The sequence below is a fragment of the Nocardia araoensis NBRC 100135 genome (assembly GCF_000308435.1).
GTDB lineage: Bacteria > Actinomycetota > Actinomycetes > Mycobacteriales > Mycobacteriaceae > Nocardia > Nocardia araoensis.
Genome location: NZ_BAFR01000084.1, coordinates 1 through 22,778 on the forward strand (window position 1 = coordinate 1; position 22,778 = coordinate 22,778).

A 22,778-nucleotide genomic window follows, 5' to 3' on the forward strand; every position below is an offset into this window, starting at 1 on the left:
GCGGCGCGCACCCGGTCGAACTGGCGGGTGCTGTCCTCGATCGAGGAGAACGGCATGTTGAACTCGCTGGCGTACTGCGCGGCCAGCCGCGGGGTGCGGGTGGCGCCTTGCCCGCCGATCACCACCGGGATCGGGTCCTGCACCGGTTTGGGCAGGGCGGGGGAGTTGGTGAGCTGGTAATGCTTCCCGTCGTAGTTGAAGACGTCGCCGGGTTTGGTCGCCCAGAGCCCGGTGATGACGGCCAGCTGTTCCTCCAGCCGGGCGAATTTGTCGGCGGGGAACGGGATGCCGTACGCGGCGTGCTCCTCGGCGAACCAGCCGCTGCCCAGGCCGAATTCGACTCGGCCGCCGGACATCTGGTCGACCTGCGCCACCTGGATCGCCAGCGGGCCGGGCAGCCGGAAGGTGGCGGCGGTGACGAGAGTGCCCAGCCGGATCCGCTTGGTCTCCCTGGCCAGTCCGGCGAGCGTGATCCAGGCGTCGGTGGGGCCGGGCAGCCCGTCGGCGCCGCCCATGCTCAGGTAGTGGTCGGAGCGGAAGAACGCGTCGAAGCCCAGGTCCTCGGCGGCCTTGGCGACGGTGAGCAGGGTGTCATAGCTCGCACCCTGCTGCGGCTCGGTGAAGATGCGTAGTTCCATGTCGATGACCCTAGTCGGTCGCTCGCAGGGCGAATCGGGGCGCTCTCGGCTGCGTGCTCGAGCCTGGGAGCAGCCGGAACGCGCGATCGTCCCGGTGTGGCTCTCGCTCTGGGAGCGTGGTCAGCGCGCGGGGTGATCGTGTGTGTAAGTCCGTGCGATGAGTGCGGCGCGCAATCGGTAGAGCGCGTGCGGAACGGCGGTGTCCAAGCCGGTGAGGCGTCCGATGCGCTTGAGCCGATGGTCGACGGTGTTCGGGTGCAGATACATCGTCCGGGACGTGCGTCTGCGGTTGAAGTCGTTGCGGATGTGCTCGCGCAGGGTGTCGAACAGTTCCGGATGGCCCTCCAGCGGATCGAGCAGCGCGGCCAGCCGGTCGCGTCCCGGCCCCGGCCGGGTGAGCTGGTACTCGAGGGCGAGGTCCTCGAAGCGGTACAGGCCGGGTGGGCTCTGCAGGCGGCCGACCATGTCGAGCAGCTCGTGCGCCTGGTCGGCGGCGCGGGGAATCTGCTCGGGCTCGGCGGCGATGGCCGCTGCGGTGAGCGGCGCGCGCACCGCAGCGGCCAGCGCGGTGACCAGTTCGTCGAGCCGGTCCGCGGCGACCAGCGACATCGGTACCAGGATCGTCCCGCCGATCGCGCTGAGCAGGGTCGGCACGTGTCTGCCGCAGTGCACCGCGAGGCCGAGCTGCATGCGTTGCCGGACGCTGTGCCCGTCTGCGTGGCGTCGACCGGGATGTTCTTCGGTGGACGGGTCGACCGCCACGGCGAGCACGGTGTAGCGGTCGGCGACCGGAATGCCGTACTCCCGGTGGATCTTCGCAGGCTGGTGGCCGCGCAGCAGCGCGACGGCGACGGCGTGCGGAGCTGTCTGATCGGCGGCGGGCGCGACCGACAGATAGGCGAGCGAGACGGTCGTGGTGACCGCGTGCAGGGCGTCGAAGAGCTTGCGTATGTCGTTGTGCCGCAGCGTGTGCGATTCATGGAGGTGCTCGTCGAGATAGAGGCGGAACCCTTCGTGGACGAGATGCTGAACGGTGTTCATCCGAACGCCGACGCCGGCCCACCGGGTGGCGGCCTCGAAGATGCGAACCGTTCGGGCCGGTTGCTCGGGGTCCGCGGACGCGACCAGGTCGAGGCAGTGCGCGACAGTCGCGCGGATCTCCTCCCGCAGCAGATTTCCCCGCTCGACGTGCCGTCGGGGAATGATGCCGAGTAGGTGTCGCACGATGTGCTCGATGGCCGGGACCGACTCGGTGGACGCTGGGGCGGTGCTGGGCGTGGGTGGCATGCCGGTTCCTCCTCGGTCCCTGAAATGTATCGGCGCAGGTACGGACCGTCACTGCACGGGCCGACGAAGTGCTCGGCCGCTAGGTTGTCGTCGATGACAAGTCGGGAGATCGGCCACCGGAAGGAAGAAGTTCGAGTGCACGATGTACCGGTGATCGTCGTGATGGGAGTGTCGGGCTCGGGAAAGACGACGATCGGCACCCGCTTGGCCGACGCGCTGGGGGTCGAGTACGCCGAAGGCGACGATTTCCACCCGCCCGCGAATATCGCGAAGATGGCGGCGGGGACGCCGCTGGACGACGCCGACCGGGCTCCCTGGCTCGACGCCTTGGCCGCCTGGATGGCCGAGCGATCCGCACGCGGAGCGGTCGTGACCTGTTCCGCCCTGAAACGGGCCTATCGCGACCGGCTGCGCGCGTCGGCTCCCGATACGTACTTCTTGCATCTGAACGTGCCGCGCGAGGAACTCGAGCGCCGCGTGGCCGGACGCCGCGGGCACTTCATGCCACCGAGCCTGCTGGATTCCCAGCTGGCCACTCTGGAGCAGCTCGAGGGCGACGAGCGCGGCGGCACCGTCGACGCGACACGACCGCCCGAGGACGTGGTCCGGGAGGCCGTGGCGGCGTTGCGCAGGTGAGGGCTTCAGAGGCCGCCGAGGCCGGACAGTATCTCGAACCCGAGATCCAATCCCCGCCACAGAGCGTCTATTTCGGCGGTCACGGCAGGCGCCGCGGCCGGATCGCGCAGGGCGAGTCCGTTCCCGAAGATGACGACGTTGGCGCCCGCGTCGGCCGCCCGCAGCAATGGGCCGGTCGCCACGCCCCGGCCGAGCACCGCGTCCAAGCCCTCGCCGACGAAGTAGAACCGCCACAGCGGCCCCAGATCACCGCCGTAGACCGCCTTGGTCTGCTCGACGATCAGCGCGCCCTGCTGGGCGATCGAGTCGACGATGCGGAAATAGTCGCGAGCGTTGGCCGCGGTGCTGCCGACGGTCGCGACGGAATAGGACAGGTCGACGGTCAGGTGCGCGTCGTACCCGGCCATCGCCACCCGCGCGGGTGACAACTCACAGCGGCGGGTCAGATCGAAGTAGTGCGCCCAGTGCGGTTCGGCGGGTGCGCCGGTGAATTCGGCGTGCAGCGCGCGCAGAAAGCGCGACAGTAACTCGAGACTGATCCGGTGCGCCCATTCCGGGTCGTCGAACGACGTGGGGTCGCGCTGGAGCGGCAGGACGGCGGCCTGCTCGACCGCGTCGAGCCCGAGGGCGAACACGCCGCGCCGGTCGTGGTGGCGGACCAGGATTTCGGTGATCCGCCGGTGCCGGTCGATGGCTTGTTCCAGCTGCCACAGCGAGGGGCCGGAGCGCGCTCCGGTGTCGGACAGCTCCGTGACCAAGGCTGTCTCGGCCGGCGTCAACGGTGTGCCGCAGGCCGGATCGGCCGCTGCCGCAGCGGGCGCCGGCCGTAGTGCGATGGTGACGAGCAGTACGGTGAATAGCAAGGTTGGTACCGAAAAGCGTTGTCGTGCAGAAATTTTCGACGTGCACACGGAGATGTTCGCCATGCTGCTCCGGGGGTCGTGAATCGCGAACTTGCGTCGGACGGCCGAAGCGGGTGTGCTCGGCGATGCGCCGCTGCCGCTGGCACAGGGCGGGATCGAAGCCTAACCCACCGGGCCGCGCAGCGCCTCGGTCAGTGAGCCGCGAAGCAGGATCCGGAGGGCGCGCCCGGCAGGCACACTTCGGCGATGGCGGAGACGAGCAGCCACGCGCCGACCGCCAGCGAACCCACGGCGATCGTGCCGAACACGAAAACCCACAGCAGGCCGGGCAGCCGGGTGAGCCGTGCGAGTTGATCGGCGTCGGAGTCGACCTCGTGATAGCGGGCCCGTTGCTGCCGGGAACGGCTCCGTTGCAACTCCAGCACCGGACGCGCTCCGGCGAACAGCAGGAACCAGGCGCCCAGATACGCGAAACCCGCTTGCAGCGTGTCGGTGCCGAACCAGGAGACCACGAAGACCACCGCTCCGAGGCCGAGCACGGTGATGGCGCCGTAGACATTCCTGATCTTGATCAGGAGCGCGGCGAGCAGCACGATGGCGGTCCAGAGCATCAGCGTGATCCGGCTCGCGCCAAGCAGCGCGGCGAATCCGAGACCGAGCAGCGGCGGCGCCGGGTAACCCGCCATGGTGGTGAGGATCATCCCGAGGCCGTAAGGTTTGCCGCTGGACACGGTGAGCCCCGAGGTGTCCGAATGCAGCCGGATGCTGTTGAGTTTCCGTCCGGTCAGCAGGGCGACCATGGCGTGCCCGCCTTCGTGCGCGATGGTGACGATATTGCGGGTCAACCGCCAGATCGGGGTGTATCCCACCAGCACCAGCGCCGCCACCGCGGCCGCCGCCACAAGCCACCACGGCGGTTGCGCTTGGGTCGTCGTCAGACGATCGGCGATGGAAGCGCCGCGCTCGAAGAATTCCGCTCTGTCCACCGCCGCACCTTAACCGCCCGCGGACTGCCGCGCTCGGGGCACGGGTTCGGCGCTGGGACGCCGGACCCGAGCGCGCCGGCATCGCTGCGGTGCACCCTGCTGCGGGGATCGGGAGATCGAGCCGCCGACGAACCGCGCCGGTCAACGGCCGTGATGTAGTCGCAGGCACCGCTCAGCCGGTTCGATTGAGGGTTCCGCTCATATCCCCTGCGACACCCTGGGTTCGGTACGAGAGTGTCCCGTCGGGTCGCAACTCCAGCCGGGACGTCGCGCCGTCGTCGTTGCAACCGCCGGGATCCTTGGTGAGTCTGGCGGTCAGTACCGCGCCGTTGGCGGTGACGGACGTGAGCGTTTCGGACCGCCCGCACTGCAGATGAGCGAATCTGCCGGTGTTGGTCGATTCTCCGACTTGCTCGCCGACGTTCCCGGCATTGATCCGCAAGACGATGTCGTAGCTGCCGAGGATGTCCCGTGCGACCCCTTGCCATTCGCCGACGAGTGCCTGCGGGACGCTCGTGCCACCCGATGGGCCTGAACTGGTCGGAATCGGGTCACCGGCCTGCGTAGCGGTAGCCGTCGGTGCGTCGCCGTCGGCTCGAGTGGCGGCAGATGTCGGAGAAGCACGGTTGGTCGCGGTCTGGGCGATGGGATCGTTCGCGCTGCCCCGGCGTAGCTGCGCGCCGACCACGAACGCCGCCACGGCGACCGTGGCGCAGACGACCAGAGCTCCCGCAACCAGGAGGGGGCGGCTCGGACGGCGTGGAGGGGGTGCCGGGGTGGCGGAGCCGAGTCTCGCCGGAACCTGTTGCGCGGGTGGCGGAATCCGTTGGCCCAAGGGCGTGGCAGCCGGCTGCGTCGAGCCGGGATAGTGCGTCGGTGCGTGTGCCGATCGTGCTGGATCGCCCTGGGCGTATCGCGGGTCGGTAGGTGGCGCGGGGCGGATCAGGGTGTCGGCCGTGCGCGCGTGCTGAGTTGGGGCGGAGAACTGCTGGTGGTCGAACGGTCCGGAGTCCAGGTTCAACAGCTCCACCGCGCGGCGGCCGACCTCCTCGAGGACCGGGCCGGGCAGCCAGCCGCCGCGCTCGGGGATGCCGAGAGCGGTGAGCTGGGTGAGCAACTGCTCGGGTGTCGGGCGGGCCGCAGGGTCCTTGGTCAGGCAGGCGGCCACCAGTGGGCGCAGCCGTTCCGGTACGTCGTCGAGCTGCGGCTGCTCGTACACCACCCGCCACAGCATGTGCACCGCCTCGCCGACGCCGAACGGTCCGTGACCGGTCGCCGCGAACACCAGGACGCCGCCCAGCGCGAAGACGTCCGCAGCCGGGCCGACCGGATCGCCGGTCACCTGCTCCGGGCACATGAATCCCGGTGAGCCGATGACTTTTCCGGTGGTGGTGAGCTTGCTGTCGTCGACGGCGCGGGCGATGCCGAAATCGATCACCTTCGGACCGTCGAGGGCAAGCAGGACATTGGACGGTTTGAGGTCGCGGTGCACCACACCGGCTCCATGGACCGCGGTCAATGCCTCGATCAGTCCGTGCGCCAGCACGAGCAGCGCGTTCTCGGCGAACGGCCCGTGCCGGTCGACCGCGTCGGACAGCGGGAATCCGGCCACGTAACCGGTGGCCAGCCACGGGGGATCGGCGTCGACGTCGGCGTCGAGCACCGGCGCGGTGAACTGCCCGCCCACCCGGCGCGCGGCGGCCACCTCGCGCCGGAAGCGCTGACGGAATTCGGCGTCGATCATGTCCGGGCGGATGACCTTGACCGCGACGGTGCGCCCGCCCGAGTTCCGGCCGAGATAGACCCGGCCCATGCCACCCGCGCCGAGCACGCCGAGCAGGCGATAGTCCCCGATCCGGGCCGGATCGTTCGTGCCGAGCGGTTGCATCGCGCAGCTGACTCCCTTCGCGTGGCGTCGACCCTCCGAGAGGCTACTCACCGGGGACGCCCGTGTCCGCGCGGCGGACCGCCCGCGCTACCCCGCCATGCTCGGCGCGGGCGCGGGCTGCTCCCGCCGCGCCCGTCTGGCCAGCAGATACGCGGCGATCGCCGCGGGAATGTTCATCAGGACCCCGTACACCGCACCCGGAACGGCCATGGTCTCGTTGTCCAATACCGAAGCGGCGACGGCGATCGCGAGCGCCGCGTTGTGCACGCCGATCTCCATGGCCGAGGCGATCGCCTGATCGGCTTCCACGCGCAACAGCCGGGGCAGGAAGTAGCCGACGGCCAGACTGATCACGGCGAAGGACAGGCAGATCGCCGACAGCTCGCCGATGTGCTCGGTCAGGATGTCCAGGTTCGAGCCGACTCCCGCCGCGATCACCAGCGCGAGGACCACCACGGACAGGATCTTGACCGCGCCGCGCATCCGACGCGACCACTCCGGGAACCGCCGGTGCACCGCCATGCCGATCGCGACGGGCACCAGCACGATGGCGAAGACCTGCGCGAATTTGTCCGGCCGCAGTCCGACCGAACCTTCGCCGTCCAGGAACAGAGCGTAGGACAGCGCCACCACCACGGGCAGGGTGAATACCGCGAGCACCGAATTGATGGCGGTGAGCGTGATGTTCAGCGCCACATTGCCCCCGGCGACGTGACTGAACAGATTGGCCGACGCTCCGCCCGGCGAGGCCGCGAGCAGCAGCATGCCCGCCGCGAGCGCGCCTTCCAGTCCGAACAGGCGAATCAGGCCGAGACACACCGCGGGTAGCAGGATCATCTGGCACGCCAGCGCGATCACCGCCGCTTTCGGGTACCGCAGCACGCGCGCGAAATCGTCGGTCGTCAAGGTCAATCCGAGCCCGAACATCACCAAGGCCAGCGCCAGCGGCAGCAGCACCGCGAAAACCGTTGCACCCATTCGGGTCTCCTCTCCGCCGGGCGGCCTCGACCGGCCGGTCCCGGGGTCCGACGTTATCGAGTCGCGGCGCGGGTGGCCAGCCCCGGTCAGGCGGTGACGGTCACACCCCGGGCCGCCGACTCGCGGGCCTTCGCCAGCAGACGCAGGGTGGTGACGGCGTCGCGCGGGTCGACGGGCACCGCAGCGCCGTCGAGCAGCGCGGCGGCCATGGCGGCGTAGAACTCGGGGTATGCGCCGGGAGCGGTCGGAACCGGGGTGGGGTCCGGTTCCGCACCCAGCAGGCCCCAGCGCTCGGGATCGACTGTGCCCCAGAGGGAGTCATCCCGTGGACGGCGACCGGATCGGAGTGCGTCCTCCTGCGGGTCCAGCCCGTAGGTGACATATCCGGCTTCCGACCCGAGCACCCGGAAACGCGGTCCCAGCTGCGGGGCGACGGCGCTCATCCACAAATGGGAGCGGACACCGCCGGTGTGGGTGAGGGCGACGAACGCGTCGTCGTCGGTGGTGATCCCCTCCCGTCGCCGGTCCAGCTCGCAGTACACCGAAGCCACCGGGCCGAACAGGGTCACGGCTTGGTCCACCAGATGGCTGCCGAGGTCGAGCAGAATGCCCGCGCCCTCCTCGTCGGTGCCGACCTCCCGCCAGCCGCCTTTCGGCACCGGACGCCACCGCTCGAATCGGGACTCGAAACGCCGCACCCGGCCCAGTCTTCCGGTCTCGACGAGTTCGCGCACCGTCCGGAAGTCGCCGTCCCAGCGTCGATTCTGGAAGACCGACAGCGCCAGGCCGGACCGCTCCGCGCGCCCGACGAGATCCTCGGCGTCGTCCACCGTGACCGCGAACGGCTTGTCGACCACCACCGGGAGCCCGGCTGCCAGCGCCTGCCGGGCCAGCGGCGCGTGCGTGCGGTTAGGTGTCGCGATCACGACCAGATCGATGCCGTCCGGCTCGGCGAACAACTCCTCGGCGCGCGGCACCACGCGCACGCCGGGGTGTTCGGCGCGCGCCTGGTCGGCACGTACCTCCGAGGAGGTGACCACGGCCGCGACCCGCATGCGCGGCTGCGCGGCGATCAGCGGGGCGTGAAAGACCGACCCGGCCAAGCCATAGCCGAGAACGGCGACCTCGACGATGCTCATGCTCCCGACGCTACCGCGCCACCGACCGCGTTCGGTGCCAACTGGTCGGCGGGCGGCGCATCGCCCGACCACAACAGGGGAGCGGTGGCCCACACTCCTCTCCCACACCGGCGGTCAGGCCGCGCCGTCTCGACCGAGCCTCGCGGCGACGACAGCCGCAGCCACACAGCGTCCGCTCAGTGCGGTGGCGCGGCGGAGTACTCCTGTTCGGGCCGCCCGGTGCTGCCGTAACGCAGGCTCATGCGCACCGCGCCGCCGGCCACCAGCGCGGCGAGGTAGCGCTGGGCGGTGGCCCGGGAGATGCCGATGGCACTCGCGACCTCGCCTGCGGACAGCGGTGCGCCCGCGTCGAGAATCGCTCGCAGGACGGCGTCTTTGGTCGGGGAGGCGACAGTTGCCGCCGGGCTCGCGGTGACCGAGGGACGCAGCGCGTGCAGCGCAGCGGCAACCCGGGCGTTGTCGGCCTGCGGTACGGCGAGAATGCGCCGGTAGCGGGCGTAGGCGGCGAGCCGGGCGGCGAGTTCGGTATGCGGGAAGGGCTTGACGAGGTAGGACAGCGCGCCCGCCGCGACGGCGGCGCGCACGGACGCACTCTCCGTCGACGCGGTGAGCACCATGGCGTCGCAGCGGAGCGCACGGACGAAATCGATACCGGAGCCGTCCGGCAAGTAGACGTCCACCAGCGCCAGATCGATCGGCTGTGCCGCGACGAGTTCCCGCGCGGCGGCGAGGGTGTTGGCGGTGCCCGCCACCGTGAAACCCGGGATGGCCTGCACGATCCCGGCGTGCAGGTTCGCCACCCGGAAGTCGTCGTCGACGACGAGGACGGTCAGAGGCGGCGGGGCCATGACACCTCGCTTTCCACGAGCACCCCGGGGATGCGGGCGATGAATTCCGCACCGGTGAGCGGTGGCTCGCCGCCGCGGGGACTCGACAGGCGCACGTCGCCGCCATGGGCGCGGGCGATCTGGCGGATCAAGGCGAGTCCGACCCCGCGCCCGCCGGGGACGCCGCGGTCGTCGCGGGTCGAGATCCCTTCGGTGAACAGCGTGTCCACCAGATCGGGCGCGACACCATCGCCGCTGTCGGCGACGGTGATGTGCAGTGTCGAATCCTCCTGCACCAGTTCGACTTCCACCTGCCGTACCGGCCGGTCCCCGGCGCGCACGGCTTCCATGGCGTTGTCCAGCAGATTGCCGAGCACGGTGGTCACGTCCACCGGATCGGCGAGATCGCCCTCGACCCAGGTGTTGGGCCCGAGCACGAGTTCCACCCCGCTCTCCCTGGCGTGCGCGGCCTTGGCGGCCAGGAAGGCCTGCAGGTACGTGTCGTGGATGGCGTCGATGCCCGGCGTCGCCGGACCGAGCGGACCCGCGCCGATCAGTTCGTCCACCGACCGCGCCGCTTCCTCGACGTGCCCACTGTGCAGCAGTCCGCTGATCAGGTGCATCTTGTTGGAGAACTCGTGGCGCTGCGCGCGCAGCACCGTGCTCATCGACTGCACCGCGTCCAGCTGCCTGGTCAGCGACTCCACGTCGGTGCGGTCGCGCACCGTGAGCACCGCGCCCAGATCGCGCCCGTCGCGGCTGACCCGGCGCGCGGAGACGATGACGACGTTCGCGCCGATCGTCGCCGAGGTGGGTTGCTGGTCGAGGTCGCGGAAGACCTCCAGCACCCGCGGGGTGAGTCCGATCCGATCCACCGGGCATCCGATGTCCGGCGCGATGCCGAGCAACCTGCGCGCCTCGTCGCTGACGAAGGTCGTGCGCCACGCCGCGTCGACGGCCAGCACGCCGCCGCCGATGCCGTGCAGCACCGCGGCCTGGCCGCGGACCAACTCGGCCAGCTCGTCCGGTTCCAGCCCGAGCGTCAGCCCGCGCCACCGGCGGGCGAGCAGCGCCGATCCGGCGATGCCGACCGCGAGCGCGACCGCGACCAGCCCGCCCGCGGTGCGCAGATCGCCGAGCAGTTGCTCGTGCACCGCGTCGGTGGCGATGCCGACGCTGACCGCCCCGACCACACGGTCGGAACCGGGTGCCGTGACGGGAACCTTCGCGCGCACGGAGTCGCCGAGCGTGCCGCGTTCCTCGGTGATCGACTCGCGGCCCGCGAGCGCCTCCGACGGATCGGTGCTGACGTGCTCGGCGAGCCGCCCGGCGTCCGGATGCGCCAGGCGGATGCCGGCGTCATCGGTGATGACCACGAACAGGGCATCGTTGCGCTGGGTCGCGTCCACCGCGACCCGCTCCAGCGGGCCGGTGGCCAGTTCCTGACGCACGCCGGGATCGACCGCGCCCGGCGCGTATGCGGCCACCTCGGTGCGCACCACCGGGTCGGCGGCGACGGTGCGCGCGACCGCCAGCGCGCGCTGGCCGTAGGCGTCGCGCAGCCGCTGATCACTGAGGTAGCCGAACACCGCGAACGCGACCCCGAGCGTCAGCGCGACCACCAGGATCTGCGACAGCAGAACCTGGGTCCGCAACCGCACGGCCCGCGCGCCCTCAGTGGCCATGGCCGCAGCATAGGCGCAGACCACCGCGCACGGCGCATGAGCAGAATGCGCAAAACCCGCATATCCCGCGTTTGTGGCGGTTGTGCGCACAAGCTCCGCCGTGTGACCGGGGACACGTACCTTCGCCCTACCCGATCTCGCAGGAGTAGGAAGCAATGACGCAATCCCTCATCGAGCTGCGGAACGCGACCAAGCGTTTCCCCGGCACCGGCGGCGGCATCCACACCGCCGTGCGCAATCTGAACCTCACGGTGCGCCCCGGCGAATTCGTCGCCGTCGTCGGCCCGACCGGATGCGGCAAGTCCACCACATTGTCGCTGGTGTCCGGCCTGGAACCGGCCTCGGCCGGACGGACGCTGGTGCGCGGCAAGGACGTCGACGGCATCCCGGACGGCATCGGCTACATGTTCCAGCAAGACGCGGTGTTGCCGTGGAAGAGCGTGCTGGACAACGTCGCGCTCGGCCCGCGCCTGCGCGGCGCGTCGAAGGCCGAGGCGCGCGCGAAGGCGTCGGAGTGGGTGCGCACGGTCGGTCTCGCCGGGTTCGAGAGCTACTACCCGCACCAGCTGTCCGGCGGTATGCGCAAGCGCGTGGCGCTGGCGCAGACGCTGGTCAACGAGCCGGAGATCCTGCTGATGGACGAGCCGTTCAGCGCGCTGGGACGTGCAGACCAGGCAGCTCATGCAGGACGAGCTGCTGCGGGTCTGGGCGGGCACCAACGCGGCGGTCGTCTTCGTCACCCACGATCTGGAGGAGGCGATCGTGCTCGCCGATCGGGTGGTCGTGATGACCGCGAGCCCGGCCACCGTCTGCGGGGACTTCACCGTCGGCCTGGCACGGCCGCGCAGTGTCGAGGACGTGCGGCTGACGGCCGAGTTCCGCGACATCTACAAGGAGATCTGGGAGACGCTGCGCGATCAGGTCGAGGCCGCTCGGGCGAAGGGAGCCTCCCGTGTCGCATGACGTACTGGTCCAGGATGCCGTCGACGAGCCCGCGGTGACGAACGAGACCGAAGAGCAGATCCTGGCCCGGGTCCGGACCACCGCGCGCCGCGCCCGGATCCGCACCTGGGGCCTGCGCGTCGCGCTCGTGGCGCTGTGGCTGGGCGCGTGGGAGCTCACCGCCACGGTGTGGATCGACCCGTTCTTCTACTCCAAGCCCTCGCTGATCTGGGCGCGATTGGTCGAATGGTTCACCGAGGGAACGCAATTCGGCTCGATCTGGTTGCAGATTTACACCACCGTGCAGGAGGCCGTGCTGGGCTTCGTGATCGGCACGGTGGCCGGCGTCGTGCTCGGCGTGCTGCTCGGCCGCAGCCGGTACTGGGCCGAGGTGCTCGCGCCGTTCATCAAGGCGCTCAACGCGGTTCCGCGCATCGTGCTGGCGTCGCTGTTCATCATCTGGTTCGGTCTCGGACTGAGCTCGAAGGTCGCGACCGTGGTGGTGCTGGTGTTCTTCGCGGTGTTCTTCAACGCGTTCACCGGTGCTCGGGAAGTGGACGGCAACGTGATCGACAACGCTCGCATCCTCGGCGCGAGCCGCAGGCAAGTGCTGGTGTCGATCGTGCTGCCGAGCGCGACGACCTGGATCCTGTCCAGCCTGCACACCGCCTTCGGTTTCGCGCTGATCGGCGCGGTGGTGGGCGAATACGCGGGCGCGAGCAAGGGTTTGGGCCTGCTGATCAGCAACGCGCAGGGCACCTTCGACTCGGCGGGCATCTACGCGGGCATGATCATCGTCACCGTGGCCGCCCTGATCGCCGAGTGGGGCATCGGTACGGCGGAGAACCGGTTGCTGAAATGGCGGCCCTCGCAGTCGACCTCGAACCACGGGATCTGAACATGAGGCATCGCAAACAGTTGGCGCTCGTCGCCGTCGTGATCGCGGCGCTGCTGACGGCCACCGGATGCCGGGACTCCCGCACTATTCCGATGGCCGACGGCCGCCCCCGGATCACCATCATGGTGGGCGGGCTGGAGAAGGTGATCTACCTGCCCGCCGTGCTCACCCGGCAACTCGGCTTCTTCGAGCGCAACGACATCGACGTCCAGCTGCTCGGCGAGCAGTCCGGAGCCACGGCGGAGACCGCGTTGCTCACCGGGGACGTGCAGGGTGTGGTCGGGTTCTACGACCACACCATCGATCTGCAGGCCAAGGACCAGTGCATCCGCTCGGTGGTGCAGATGTCCGACGTGCCGGGTGAGGTCGAGCTGGTGTCGAAGGCGGAGGCGGACATCACCTCGGTCGCCGACCTGCGCGGCAAGAAGCTGGGCGTGACCTCGCTCGGCTCCTCCACCGACTTCCTCACCCAGGCGCTCACCGGCCAGGTCGGCATGGGCACCGCCGATTACACCCGGGTGAAAGTCGGTGCGGGACAGACGTTCATCGCGGGGATGAACCACGGCGGCATCGACGCGGGCATGACCACCGATCCCACGGTGGCGCAGATGGTGAACTCCGGCGAGGCGCGAATCCTCGTCGACCTGCGCACCGAGGCGGGCACCAGGGCCGCGCTGGGCGGGCTGTATCCGGCGACGTCGCTGTACATGAGCTGCGCGACGATCGAGGCCCACCCGGACATCGTGCGCAAGCTCGCCGCCGCGTTCGTGCAGACGCTGCAGTGGATCGATACGCACACGCCCGAGGAGATCGCCGAGAAGATGCCGCCGCAGTACGCGAGCGCGGGCAAGGACCTCTACGTCCAATCGATCCGCGACTCCATCGGCATGTTCAACGCCGACGGATTGATGAAACCCGAAGGCGCGCAGAACGTGCTGGACATCTTGGGCAAGTATTCGAAGAACGTGCGGCCCGTGCGCGATCGCATCGACCTGTCCGAGACCTACACCACGCAGTTCGTGGAGGAGGCGTTGCGGGCGCCGCGACAGTAGCGGAATCGGTGACCAAGTGCGGCCGCCCGGGCTCGTCCCGGGCGGCCGCCGATGTGCCGACACCCGACCGGGGCTTCTCAACTGTGAAGACACCGCACCATAAACCGACATGAGAGGTGCTCCCCTAAGCCGAAGTACGCCACAGTCGAGGTGCGCGTGCATCATCTGATCGGATTCGCCGGGCTGGTGTGTTTCCTGCTGCTGGCCTGGCTGCCCAGCACCGACCGCCGCGCCGCCGCCGCTCGGCTGCCGCGGATAGCCCTCCTGCTGATCGTGCAGTTCGCGCTCGGTTTCCTGTTGCTGCGGACCGGGGTCGGTGGCACCGTGATCCGCGCCGTCAGCGACGCCTTCGCCCACATCCTCGGCTACGCAGCCCAGGGCACCGCCTTCGTGTTCGGCGACCTGCCCGCCGTCGGCAGCAGCGGGCCCGCATTCCTGTTCGCGGTCCTGATGCCGATCGTGCTCGTCTCCGCCCTGATCGGCATCCTGCAACACCTGCGGGTGCTGCCGTTGATCATCAAATACCTCGGCCTGCTGCTGGCCTGGGTGAGCGGCTTCGGCAAGATCGAATCGTTCAACGCGGTCGCCTCCGCCGTTCTCGGCCAGTCCGAGGTGTTCATCTCGCTGCGTGCCATGCTCGACGACATCCCGCCGCAGCGGATGTACACCCTGGCGGCCTCGGCGATGTCGACGGTTTCGGCGGGCATCCTCGGCGCGTACATGTTGCTCATCGACCCGAGGTACGCGATCGCGGCCATCGTGCTGAACATGCTCGGCGCTTTCGTGGTGTGCTCGCTGATCAACCCCTACGCGGTCGGCGCCGCCGACGATGCCAGGCTGCTCGGCGCGGAGATCGCCGACAGCCGCAAGCGGCAATCGTTCTTCGAGATGCTCACCGAGTACATCCTGGTCGGCTGGAAGGTCGCGTTCACCGTCGCGGCGATGCTGCTCGGATTCATCGCCTTGCTCGCCATGGTCAACGGAATCTTCGCGGCGCTGTTCCACGGCACCACGTTCCAGGACGTGATGGGCCACGTCTTCGCCCCGCTGGCCTGGTTGACCGGCATCCCCTGGGACGAGGCGGCGGCCGCGGGCCGGTTCATGGGCACCAAGCTGGTGTCCAACGAAGTGGTCGCCATGCAGGAACTGAACCGGCGACACGCCGGACTGTCGGACCGCACCGTCGCGATCGTCTCCACCTATCTGGTGTCGTTCGCGAACTTCTCCACCATCGCCATCGTCACCGGCGCGGTCCGCAGTCTCAGCGAGAAACAAGGCACCGTCATCGCCCGCAACGGGCTTCGCCTGCTCTACGGCGCCACCTTGGTCAGCTTCCTGTCCGCCACCATCGTCGGACTGCTGAGTTGAACGGAGTTCAGCTGTTGGCCCCCTCGGCCGCCCGCAGTTCGGCCTTCCATTCCCGGAAGCCCTCCTCGGTGCGGCCGCGTCGCCAATATCCGGAGATCGACGCCGCCCACTCGGCGGAAACGCCGCGATCCCTGCGGATGTAGCGGCGCAGATCCTTCATGACCGCCTCGGCCTCGCCGTGGATGAACACCTGGACCTGCCCCGGTGTCCACGGCGCGGAGCGGACGGCCTCGGCGAGCACCTCGCCCGGGGAACGGACGCCGCGGTGCAGCCAGGTCAGCTCGATGCCGTCCGGCTTCTTCAACGGCAATTCGTCGTCCGGACCGGCGACCTCGACGAACGCCAGCCCGGTCGCCTCACCCGGCAGCGCCTCGAGTGCGGCGGCGATGGCGGGCAGCGCCGCCTCGTCACCGGCCAGCAGATGCCAGTCGGCATCCGGGCGGGGGGCGTAGGCGCCGTTGGGGCCATAGAAATCGATGGTCTCGCCGGGCTGGACGGCGGCAGCCCATGGTCCCGCGATGCCTTCCGCGCCGTGGTAGACGAAATCGACCGCGATCTCCCCGGCGACGGAATCGACGGACCGGACGGTGTAGGTGCGCAGCACCTCGTTCCCGTCCTGCGGGAAGATGAACTTCACGTACGAGTCGGTGAACTCGCTGGGCCGGAACGCGGCGAAGCCTGGCCCGCCGAGATGCACCCTGATCAGGTGCGGGGTGAGCCATTCGGTGCGCTGCACCGTGAGGGTGGTGCGGGGACGTGCCAAGAGAACCTCCGATATTAACAATTAGGATTGCCTTACTTACCCTACCTGTGTTCCGCTCAGGCTGCGGGCAACCGCTGACGGCGCGCCGGCCCGGGCGAAAGGATGATGCCCATGACGCAGTCCGTGCCCACCCCGACCCATGCCGTGCAACAGCGCTACCGCGATCCGCAACCGGTCGAACCCACGCAGTGGAACCAGGTCCTGCAAGTGCTGCACGAGCATCGCTCGGTGCGCCGCTACCTGCCCGACCCGGTGTCCGACGACACCCTCCGGCTGCTGATCTCCGCGGCGCAGTCCGCGCCGACCTCGTCGAACCTGCAAGTGTGGAGCGTCATCGCGGTGCGTGACCCGCGGCGCAAGGCGCGCTTGGCCGCGCTGGCCGGCGACCAAGCCCACATCGTGCAGGCGCCGGTGCTGCTGGTCTGGACGGCGGATTTCGCGCGCCTGCGCCAGCTCGCCGAGGACCGGAGCGCGCCGCTGGAGGGCGCGGACTACCTCGAATCCAGCTATGTGGGATTCATCGACGCCGCGCTCGCGGCGCAGAACGCGCTGGTGGCGGCGGAGTCGCTGGGGCTCGGCACCGTCTATATCGGCGCGCTGCGCAACAAGCCGGAAGAAGTCGCCGCCGAACTGGGATTGCCGCCGCAGGTCTTCGCCGTCTTCGGTTTGGTGGTGGGTCACCCCGATCCGGCCGAGGACGCGCGGGTGAAGCCGCGCCTGCCGCAGGACGCCGTGCTGCACCACGAGACCTACGATCTGGACGCGCAGCGTGCGCACGTGGCCGAATACGAAACCCGGATCGCCGAATTCTATGCCGAACAACGGCTTTCGCATTCCTGGACCGAACGCGTGCTGGCCCGGCTCGCCTCCGCGGCGGCGCTGAACGGCAGGCACCGGCTGCGCGAATCGCTGGCCAACCACGGCTTCCGCTTGCACTGACCCGCCTCAGGCCGCGACCTTCTCGGTGAGCAATTCGAACGATCGGGCGCGGTCGTCGATGTCGTAGACCAGCGTGTTGATCATCAGTTCGTCGGCCTCGGTGCGGCGCAGCAGATCCTCGAGCTGACCGCGCACCGTCTCCGGCGATCCGAGCAACTGCCCGGCCCGGCGCTGCCGGATGAACGCACGCTCATGCTCCGACGGCTGGAACGCGGCCGCTTCCTCCGGCGTGGCAAGCGCCTGCGGCGTGCCGCGCACCAGATTCAGGAAGGCCAGGTCGCGCGGACCGGCGAGGATTTCGGCGCGCTCGTCGGTGTCCGCGCAGATCGCCGCGACCGCGACCATCGCGTACGGACGTTCCAAGCGCTCCGACGGCCGGAAGTGCTCGCGGTACAGCGCGAGCGCGGGCTCGGTGTTGTCGGGGCTGATGTGGTGGGCGAAAGCGAACCTGACGCCGAGCAGAGCCGCGACCTGGGCGCTGTAGCCGCTCGAGCCGAGCAGCCAGATCTCCGGCTCCTCGCCGCGGCCCGGGGTCGCGGCGATGCCGCCGGGATCGGACCCGCGGAAGTAGCCGAGCAAGGCGGCCAGTTCCTGGGGGAACGACTCCGCCGACAGGCCGTCGGCGGTGCGTCGCAGCGCGCGTGCCGTCGCCTGGTCGGTGCCCGGCGCGCGTCCGATGCCCAGGTCGATCCGTCCGGGATGCAGCGCGTGCAGGGTGCCGAACTGTTCGGCGACCACCAGCGGCGCGTGGTTGGGCAGCATCACTCCGCCGGAGCCGACCCGGATGGTCGAGGTGGCCGCGGCCAGGTGGGCCAGCAGCACGCTCGGCGCCGAGCTGGCGATGCCGGGCATGTTGTGGTGTTCGGCGACCCAGAAGCGGTGATAGCCCAAAGCTTCGGTGCGCCGGGCCAATTCGGTGGTCGCGTCGAGCCCCTCGCCGACGGTGCGGCCGGACTGCACCGGCGCGAGATCCAGTACGGACAGCGGGACGTCGATCATGGGTCTCCTTCACGGTGGCGATCTCCACTGCCAACGTCCCCGGTCCCCGGTGTATTTCGCCGGTCGGCTCAGCCGCGCGCGATCGCGCGGAAAACCTCGATGGTCTCCTGCTCGTCCTGGGTGGTGCCGTGGTCGCTGAGCTTCACGACGACGGTGCCGCTTGGCGGGTCGACGTAGACGTACTGGCCGTAGACGCCGACAGCGGTCAGATCGGCGCCGTCCCCGCCGGTCGGGTGCCACCACTGCGCGCCGTAGGGCCAGTTACCCACCTGGTGGACGGGGGTGCGGATGCGTTCGATCCAGGCCGGCGGCACGATCTGCGCGTCGCCCACGCGTCCGCCGTCCAGGACGACCTGGCCGATCTTGGCGAAGTCACGGGCCGTCGCGTTCAGACAGCAGAACGCCTTCTCCTGACCGCCGGCGCGATCGAGATTCCACCGCGCGTCGTCCTCGGCGCCGATCGGCGCCCATAGGTCGCGTTCCAGCAATTCGCTCAGCGGCACGCCCTCGACCCGCGCCAGCGCCATGCCCAGCAGCTGGGTGTCCACGCTGCGGTACTCGCCCGCGCTGCCCGGCGGGAACCGCAGGCCTCGGTGGTCGCGCACGAACCCGGCGAGATCCTCGGTGAGGTACATCCGGGCGGTGCCGGTCAGCGGCATGTACTTGTTGTAGTTCTCGTCCACATCCACCCCGGAGGCCATGTCCAGCAGGTCGCGGATGGTGACGGCGTCGTACGGGCCGCCGGTGGTCAGCTCGGGCAGCAGTTGCACCAAGCGGTCGTCCTCGTGCAGCCGCCCCGCCGCGACGGCCCGGCCGGTCAGCAGCGACACGACGGACTTGGCCACCGACCACGAGGACTGGCGGGTGGTCGCGGTGAACCCGTCGCGATACCACTCGTGAGTGAGCGCGCCGCCGCGCAGGACGAGGAACGAATTGGTGTGCGTGGAATCGAGGAAGTCGGCGACCGATACCTGCGAGCCTTTCCACGGCACCCGGTCGGGCAGGCGTCGCGGCGCGACCGGCAGCGGTCGCGGAGTGGGGGAGGCGGCCACCGAGCGGCTCTCGAACAGCGCACCCTGGGCCGAGGGCGGGTCGGTCAGCAGTCGCAGGAGCGTCGGCGGGGCCGGGATGTGCAGGACCGCGGTCGTCGCGAACGCCGCGCCGGCCAGGACGGCGACGACAGCGAGCAGGACGACGGCGGCGCGGAGCGCGGAGCGCCCCGGTCGCGTGCGCCGGGACGGCGGTTCGGTCATGACGGGAACCCATCGTCGGGGAATCCGATGATGGCATGCCGGACGCCCGTCCGGTAAGCCTGCACGGCCCGCGGCGGTCGGCCCGGAGGCGACCCGCCCGCGGGCGCAGCGGTAGCGTGGCCAGGTGATCCGGGCCGGACGTGCGATGATCCGTCGTCGTATGTCCGGCGCACCGGATCGTCGCATCGCTGCCCAGCGAGGGAAGGACCGCAGCATGACAGCCTCCGACCGTCACCTTCACGACGCTGGACCGTCGGTTCCGGCGGACAGCGGCGACTCGGAAGGCTATGCCAGGGGCCTGAGCCCGCGCACCATTCAGATGATCGCCATCGGCGGCGCGATCGGCACCGGCCTGTTCTACGGCGCGGGCGGCGCGATCGAGCAGGCCGGGCCCGCCCTGATCCTGGCGTACCTGGCGGCGGGCCTTGCCATCTTCGTGATCATGCGGGCGCTCGGCGAGCTGTTGACCTACCGGCCGATTTCGGGCAGTTTCGCCGAGTACGCGCACGAGTTCCTCGGCCGCTTCGCCGGTTTCGTGACCGGCTGGTCGTACTGGGCGGTCTGGGTGGCCACCTGCATGGCCGAGATCACCGTGGCGGGCAAGTACGTGGAGTACTGGTTCGACATCGCGCCGTGGGTCACCGCCTTGGTCGTGCTCGCGGTGATGTTCGGCGCCAACCTGATCTCGGTGCGGCTGTTCGGCGAGGGCGAGTTCTGGTTCTCCACCATCAAGGTGACCGCGATCGTCGGCATGATCCTGCTCGGCATCGGCGTGCTGCTGTTCGGTTTCGGGCACGCGACCAATCCCACCGTCACCAACCTGTGGGCCGATGGGGGCGTGTTCCCCAACGGCTTCGGTCAGTCGTTGCTCGTGTTGCAGATCGTGCTGTTCGCCTACGTCGGCGTGGAGCTGGTCGGCGTCACCGCCGGCGAGGCGCGCGATCCCCGCACGACCCTGCGCAAGGCGATCAATACGCTGCCCTTCCGGATCGGGCTGTTCTATGTCGGCGCGCTCGTGGTGATCATGTCGGTGTCCAGCTGGCGCAACTTCCACGCGGGCAAGAGCCCGTTCGTGGAGGTCTTCGAACTGATCGGCATCCCGGGCGCGGCGGGCATCGTCAACTTCGTGCTGCTCACCGCGGCACTGTCGTCGTGCAACTCGGGGATCTACTCGACCGGCCGCATGCTGCGCACCTTGTCGCTGCGCGGCGAGGCGCCCGCCCGGCTGAACAAACTGAGCGCGAACGCGGTGCCCTATGTCGGGATCACCGTATCGGCGGCGGCGATGGTGATCGGCGTGATCGTCAACATCATCTCCCCGGACAAGGCCTTCGCCTACATCACCTCGGTGTCGACCATCGGCATCATCTTCGTCTGGGGCGTCATCCTGGTCTGCCACCTGATCTACCGCGCCAAAGTCGCCCGCGGCGAGCTGCCCGCGAGCGACTACCGGCTGCCCGGCGCGCCCTACACCACGGTGCTCGCGCTGGCGTTCCTCGGTTTGGTGGTCGTGCTGCTGCTGTTCACCGACAGCGGGCGTACGGCGCTGGTCGTCGGCGTGGTGTGGGCGGTGCTGGTGTCGGCCGGGTACTTCGCGCTGCGCAAACTGGTCAGCGCAGGCACGCCGACCGACGCCGCGCGCACCAGCTGACGGCCGGTTTCCACTAGGCGGCGAGGAAGAGCGCGGCGGCCCCGATCGTCTCCACCGCGCCGTAGAACCAGGTGGGATAGAAGGCCGTGCGCTCGTCGAGCACGGCCGACACCACCCGTCCCAGGGCCATTCCCGCCAGTGCCGCGCCGATCGCGACCATGATCCCGCCGCGCAGCGCTGCGAGGTCGAGGGCGGCTACCGCGAGCACGGCCGCCATCGCCAGTCCGAAGCCGCCGTAGACGGCGCGCACCTCGTAGCGCGCGCTCGGTTCGGTGAGCCGGATGCCGAACGGCCGGATCAAAGCGACGGGCGCGGCAAGCGCGTAGACACCCATACCCAGGAAGAACACGCCGACTATCACGCAAACGGCCTGCGCCACTGCGACCTCCAGATTCTTGTGCGGTCGAAAAGCCGAGCTTGCTCCAGGAGTGGTGCCGAACGCTTCCGAAAACCCGCTGCCTCGATCAGGCACTCATCGAACGCCGGGGCATCATCGTCGCGGTGACGAGCATGACGACGGCCATCGCCGCGATCGCGACGAAGACCAGATGCACCGCCGAGGCCAGTGTGGCGGGCTCCGGGTGATCGGTGTGGCCGACGCGCGAGTTCACGATCGCACCGAACACCGCCACGCCCACCGCGCTGCCGATCGAGCGCGCGAACATATTGGCCGAGGTGACCACGCCCCGCTCGGTCCATTCGGCGCTGGTCTGCGCGGCGATCAGAGTCGGGGTCGCGACCAGTCCCATGCCGGTGCCGATCACGAAGCAGGACGCGGCGACCTGCCACAGCGTGGAGTGCTGCGTGATGAGCAGTGTGCTGGCAGCGCCGAGGGCGGCCAATCCGCTGCCGATCAAGGCAGTGGTGCGGAAGCCGAGGCGTAGGTACACCTTTCCGGCTTGGGACGCGGCCAGCGGCCACCCCAGCGTCAGCGCGCCGACCGTGAGGCCCGCGACCAGCGCCCCGGTGCCGAGCACGCCCTGGGTGAAGGTGGGGACATAGGAGGTCGCACCCAGTACGACGGCGCCGATCAGCACCGACGCCGAACTGCTGGCGATCACCACGCGCCGGGTGAACACCCACAGCGGCAGGATCGGATTCCGCGCTCGGCGTTCCACCAACCCGAACAGCACGAGCACGCCCGCGCCGCTCGCGAAGATCGCGATGCTCGCCGGAGACGACCATGCCCATGCCTGACCGCCTTCGAGCAGTCCGAGGATCAACGCGCCCGCGCCGACGGTCAGCAGCGCCGCGCCCAGATAGTCGACGCTCTGCCGCTGCCGGGGCGCGCTCTCGGCGAAGTTGCGCACCAGCATCCATGCGGCGAGCGCGGAGAGCGGAAGGTTGATCAGGAAGATCCAGCGCCAGCTGACGTACTCGGCGAACAGCCCGCCCAGCAGCGGGCCCGCCACGCTCGACATGGCCCACACACTGGCCAGATACCCCTGCACCTTGGCGCGTTCGGACAGCGTGTACAAGTCGCCCGCGATCGTCATCGTCATCGGCTGGATCGCTCCCGCGCCGATGCCCTGGACGGCGCGGAAGACGATCAGTCCGAGCATGCTGGTCGCGACCCCGCACAGCAGCGAACCCAGGGCGAACATCGCGATGCCGAACAGGATCACCGGTTTGCGGCCCACGGTGTCGGCGAGCTTGCCGTAGATCGGCACCGTCACCGCCTGCGCCAGCAGATAGATGGAGAACAGCCAGGGGAACTGCGCGAAGCCGCCGAGACTGTCGGTGATGGTGAGCACCGCCGTGGCGATGACCGTCGAATCGAGCGCGACCAGCGCGGTGGCCAGCATGAGCGAGCCGAGAATGGCGCCGCGCTCGGATCGGAACCCCACGGATACCGTCACGGTCTCGGTCGCCATCCGCGGCCCCTCTCGTTCGCCTGTCTAACCACCTCGAACGACCGTATCCGCTGCCCGACTATTCCCGCATGGAGTTTTTTCCGTCCTCCGAACCGGGAAAGGGCTGCTCACC

21 protein-coding genes and 1 pseudogene are annotated in these 22,778 nt (G+C 69.6%); 8 read left to right on the forward strand and 14 right to left on the reverse strand.

The genetic code is table 11. From position 1 onward, the window contains the following. On the reverse strand, positions 1–638 hold a 638-nt coding region (locus tag ON21_RS10945), incomplete at its 3' end, for an LLM class F420-dependent oxidoreductase (protein ID WP_039797649.1). A 120-nt stretch (positions 639–758) separates the two neighbouring features. Beyond that, on the reverse strand, positions 759–1,925 hold the full coding sequence (locus tag ON21_RS10950) for a PucR family transcriptional regulator (protein ID WP_051020679.1): 1,167 nt from the start codon (positions 1,923–1,925) through the stop codon (positions 759–761). A gap of 93 nt (positions 1,926–2,018) precedes the next feature. Between ON21_RS10950 and ON21_RS10955 the strand changes: the two genes are divergently transcribed. Then, positions 2,019–2,561, forward strand: coding sequence for a gluconokinase (locus ON21_RS10955; RefSeq protein ID WP_051020680.1), 543 nt, complete (start codon positions 2,019–2,021; stop codon positions 2,559–2,561). 5 nt (positions 2,562–2,566) lie between these two features. Here ON21_RS10955 and ON21_RS10960 read toward each other — a convergent pair whose 3' ends face one another. From ON21_RS10960 to ON21_RS10990, 7 genes are all read right to left on the reverse strand, one after another. Continuing rightward, positions 2,567–3,424 carry a DUF5995 family protein gene (locus ON21_RS10960; protein WP_039797650.1) on the reverse strand — a complete coding sequence of 286 codons (858 nt, stop codon included), beginning with the start codon at positions 3,422–3,424 and terminating at the stop codon, positions 2,567–2,569. A gap of 191 nt (positions 3,425–3,615) precedes the next feature. Then, positions 3,616–4,410, reverse strand: coding sequence for a M50 family metallopeptidase (locus ON21_RS10965; protein WP_063821048.1), 795 nt, complete (start codon positions 4,408–4,410; stop codon positions 3,616–3,618). A 172-nt stretch (positions 4,411–4,582) separates the two neighbouring features. Then, entirely contained in the window at positions 4,583–6,298 is a 1,716-nt protein-coding gene (locus ON21_RS10970) for a serine/threonine-protein kinase (protein WP_039797651.1), read from the reverse strand. A gap of 87 nt (positions 6,299–6,385) precedes the next feature. Then, positions 6,386–7,276: a bile acid:sodium symporter family protein gene (locus tag ON21_RS10975; RefSeq protein ID WP_039797652.1), complete on the reverse strand. Its 891-nt coding sequence runs from the start codon at positions 7,274–7,276 to the stop codon at positions 6,386–6,388. A gap of 86 nt (positions 7,277–7,362) precedes the next feature. After that, complete coding sequence (locus ON21_RS10980; protein WP_039797655.1) at positions 7,363–8,415, reverse strand: Gfo/Idh/MocA family protein; 1,053 nt, start codon at positions 8,413–8,415, stop codon at positions 7,363–7,365. Positions 8,416–8,591: 176 nt separating this feature from the next. Next, complete coding sequence (locus ON21_RS10985; protein ID WP_039797657.1) at positions 8,592–9,263, reverse strand: response regulator transcription factor; 672 nt, start codon at positions 9,261–9,263, stop codon at positions 8,592–8,594. Further along, entirely contained in the window at positions 9,245–10,927 is a 1,683-nt protein-coding gene (locus ON21_RS10990) for an ATP-binding protein (protein ID WP_174372160.1), read from the reverse strand. The genes ON21_RS10985 and ON21_RS10990 overlap by 19 nt, the downstream gene beginning before the upstream one ends. 155 nt (positions 10,928–11,082) lie before the next feature. Between ON21_RS10990 and ON21_RS39990 the strand changes: the two are divergent. From ON21_RS39990 to ON21_RS11010, 5 genes and pseudogenes are all read left to right on the forward strand, one after another. Further along, positions 11,083–11,517: pseudogene (locus ON21_RS39990) on the forward strand (ABC transporter ATP-binding protein); the annotation flags it as partial. Positions 11,518–11,590: 73 nt separating this feature from the next. Then, entirely contained in the window at positions 11,591–11,890 is a 300-nt protein-coding gene (locus ON21_RS39995) for a hypothetical protein (RefSeq protein WP_245562545.1), read from the forward strand. Beyond that, positions 11,880–12,767, forward strand: coding sequence for an ABC transporter permease (locus tag ON21_RS11000; protein WP_083880545.1), 888 nt, complete (start codon positions 11,880–11,882; stop codon positions 12,765–12,767). The genes ON21_RS39995 and ON21_RS11000 overlap by 11 nt, the downstream gene beginning before the upstream one ends. Before the next feature lie 2 nt (positions 12,768–12,769). Continuing rightward, positions 12,770–13,819: an ABC transporter substrate-binding protein gene (locus tag ON21_RS11005; protein WP_039797698.1), complete on the forward strand. Its 1,050-nt coding sequence runs from the start codon at positions 12,770–12,772 to the stop codon at positions 13,817–13,819. A gap of 156 nt (positions 13,820–13,975) precedes the next feature. Beyond that, positions 13,976–15,187, forward strand: coding sequence for a NupC/NupG family nucleoside CNT transporter (locus ON21_RS11010; RefSeq protein WP_039797700.1), 1,212 nt, complete (start codon positions 13,976–13,978; stop codon positions 15,185–15,187). 7 nt (positions 15,188–15,194) lie between these two features. On the opposite strand, the gene ON21_RS11015 is transcribed toward ON21_RS11010, so the two are convergent. After that, positions 15,195–15,950, reverse strand: a complete 756-nt coding sequence (locus tag ON21_RS11015; protein ID WP_039797658.1) for a siderophore-interacting protein — start codon at positions 15,948–15,950, stop codon at positions 15,195–15,197. 111 nt (positions 15,951–16,061) lie between these two features. Between ON21_RS11015 and ON21_RS11020 the strand changes: the two genes are divergently transcribed. Further along, positions 16,062–16,889, forward strand: a complete 828-nt coding sequence (locus ON21_RS11020) for an NADPH-dependent oxidoreductase (protein WP_083880549.1) — start codon at positions 16,062–16,064, stop codon at positions 16,887–16,889. A gap of 6 nt (positions 16,890–16,895) precedes the next feature. Here the strand turns inward: ON21_RS11020 and ON21_RS11025 are convergent, their stop codons facing one another. After that, positions 16,896–17,888 (reverse strand): LLM class flavin-dependent oxidoreductase, encoded by a 993-nt coding sequence (locus ON21_RS11025; protein WP_039797660.1) that lies wholly within the window; start codon positions 17,886–17,888, stop codon positions 16,896–16,898. A gap of 68 nt (positions 17,889–17,956) precedes the next feature. Then, a complete protein-coding gene (locus ON21_RS11030) occupies positions 17,957–19,141 on the reverse strand; it encodes a serine hydrolase domain-containing protein (RefSeq protein WP_039797661.1) in 1,185 nt (394 codons plus the stop codon). 214 nt (positions 19,142–19,355) lie between these two features. Between ON21_RS11030 and ON21_RS11035 the strand changes: the two genes are divergently transcribed. After that, positions 19,356–20,792, forward strand: a complete 1,437-nt coding sequence (locus tag ON21_RS11035; protein ID WP_039797662.1) for an amino acid permease — start codon at positions 19,356–19,358, stop codon at positions 20,790–20,792. A 13-nt stretch (positions 20,793–20,805) separates the two neighbouring features. On the opposite strand, the gene ON21_RS11040 is transcribed toward ON21_RS11035, so the two are convergent. Both ON21_RS11040 and ON21_RS11045 read right to left on the reverse strand, forming a co-directional pair. Further along, the gene (locus ON21_RS11040) at positions 20,806–21,171 is read right to left on the reverse strand and encodes a DUF4345 family protein (RefSeq protein WP_039797663.1); all 366 of its coding nucleotides are present in this window, start codon (positions 21,169–21,171) and stop codon (positions 20,806–20,808) included. A gap of 85 nt (positions 21,172–21,256) precedes the next feature. Continuing rightward, positions 21,257–22,666, reverse strand: coding sequence for an MDR family MFS transporter (locus tag ON21_RS11045; RefSeq protein WP_039797664.1), 1,410 nt, complete (start codon positions 22,664–22,666; stop codon positions 21,257–21,259). Positions 22,667–22,778: the final 112 nt, after the last annotated feature.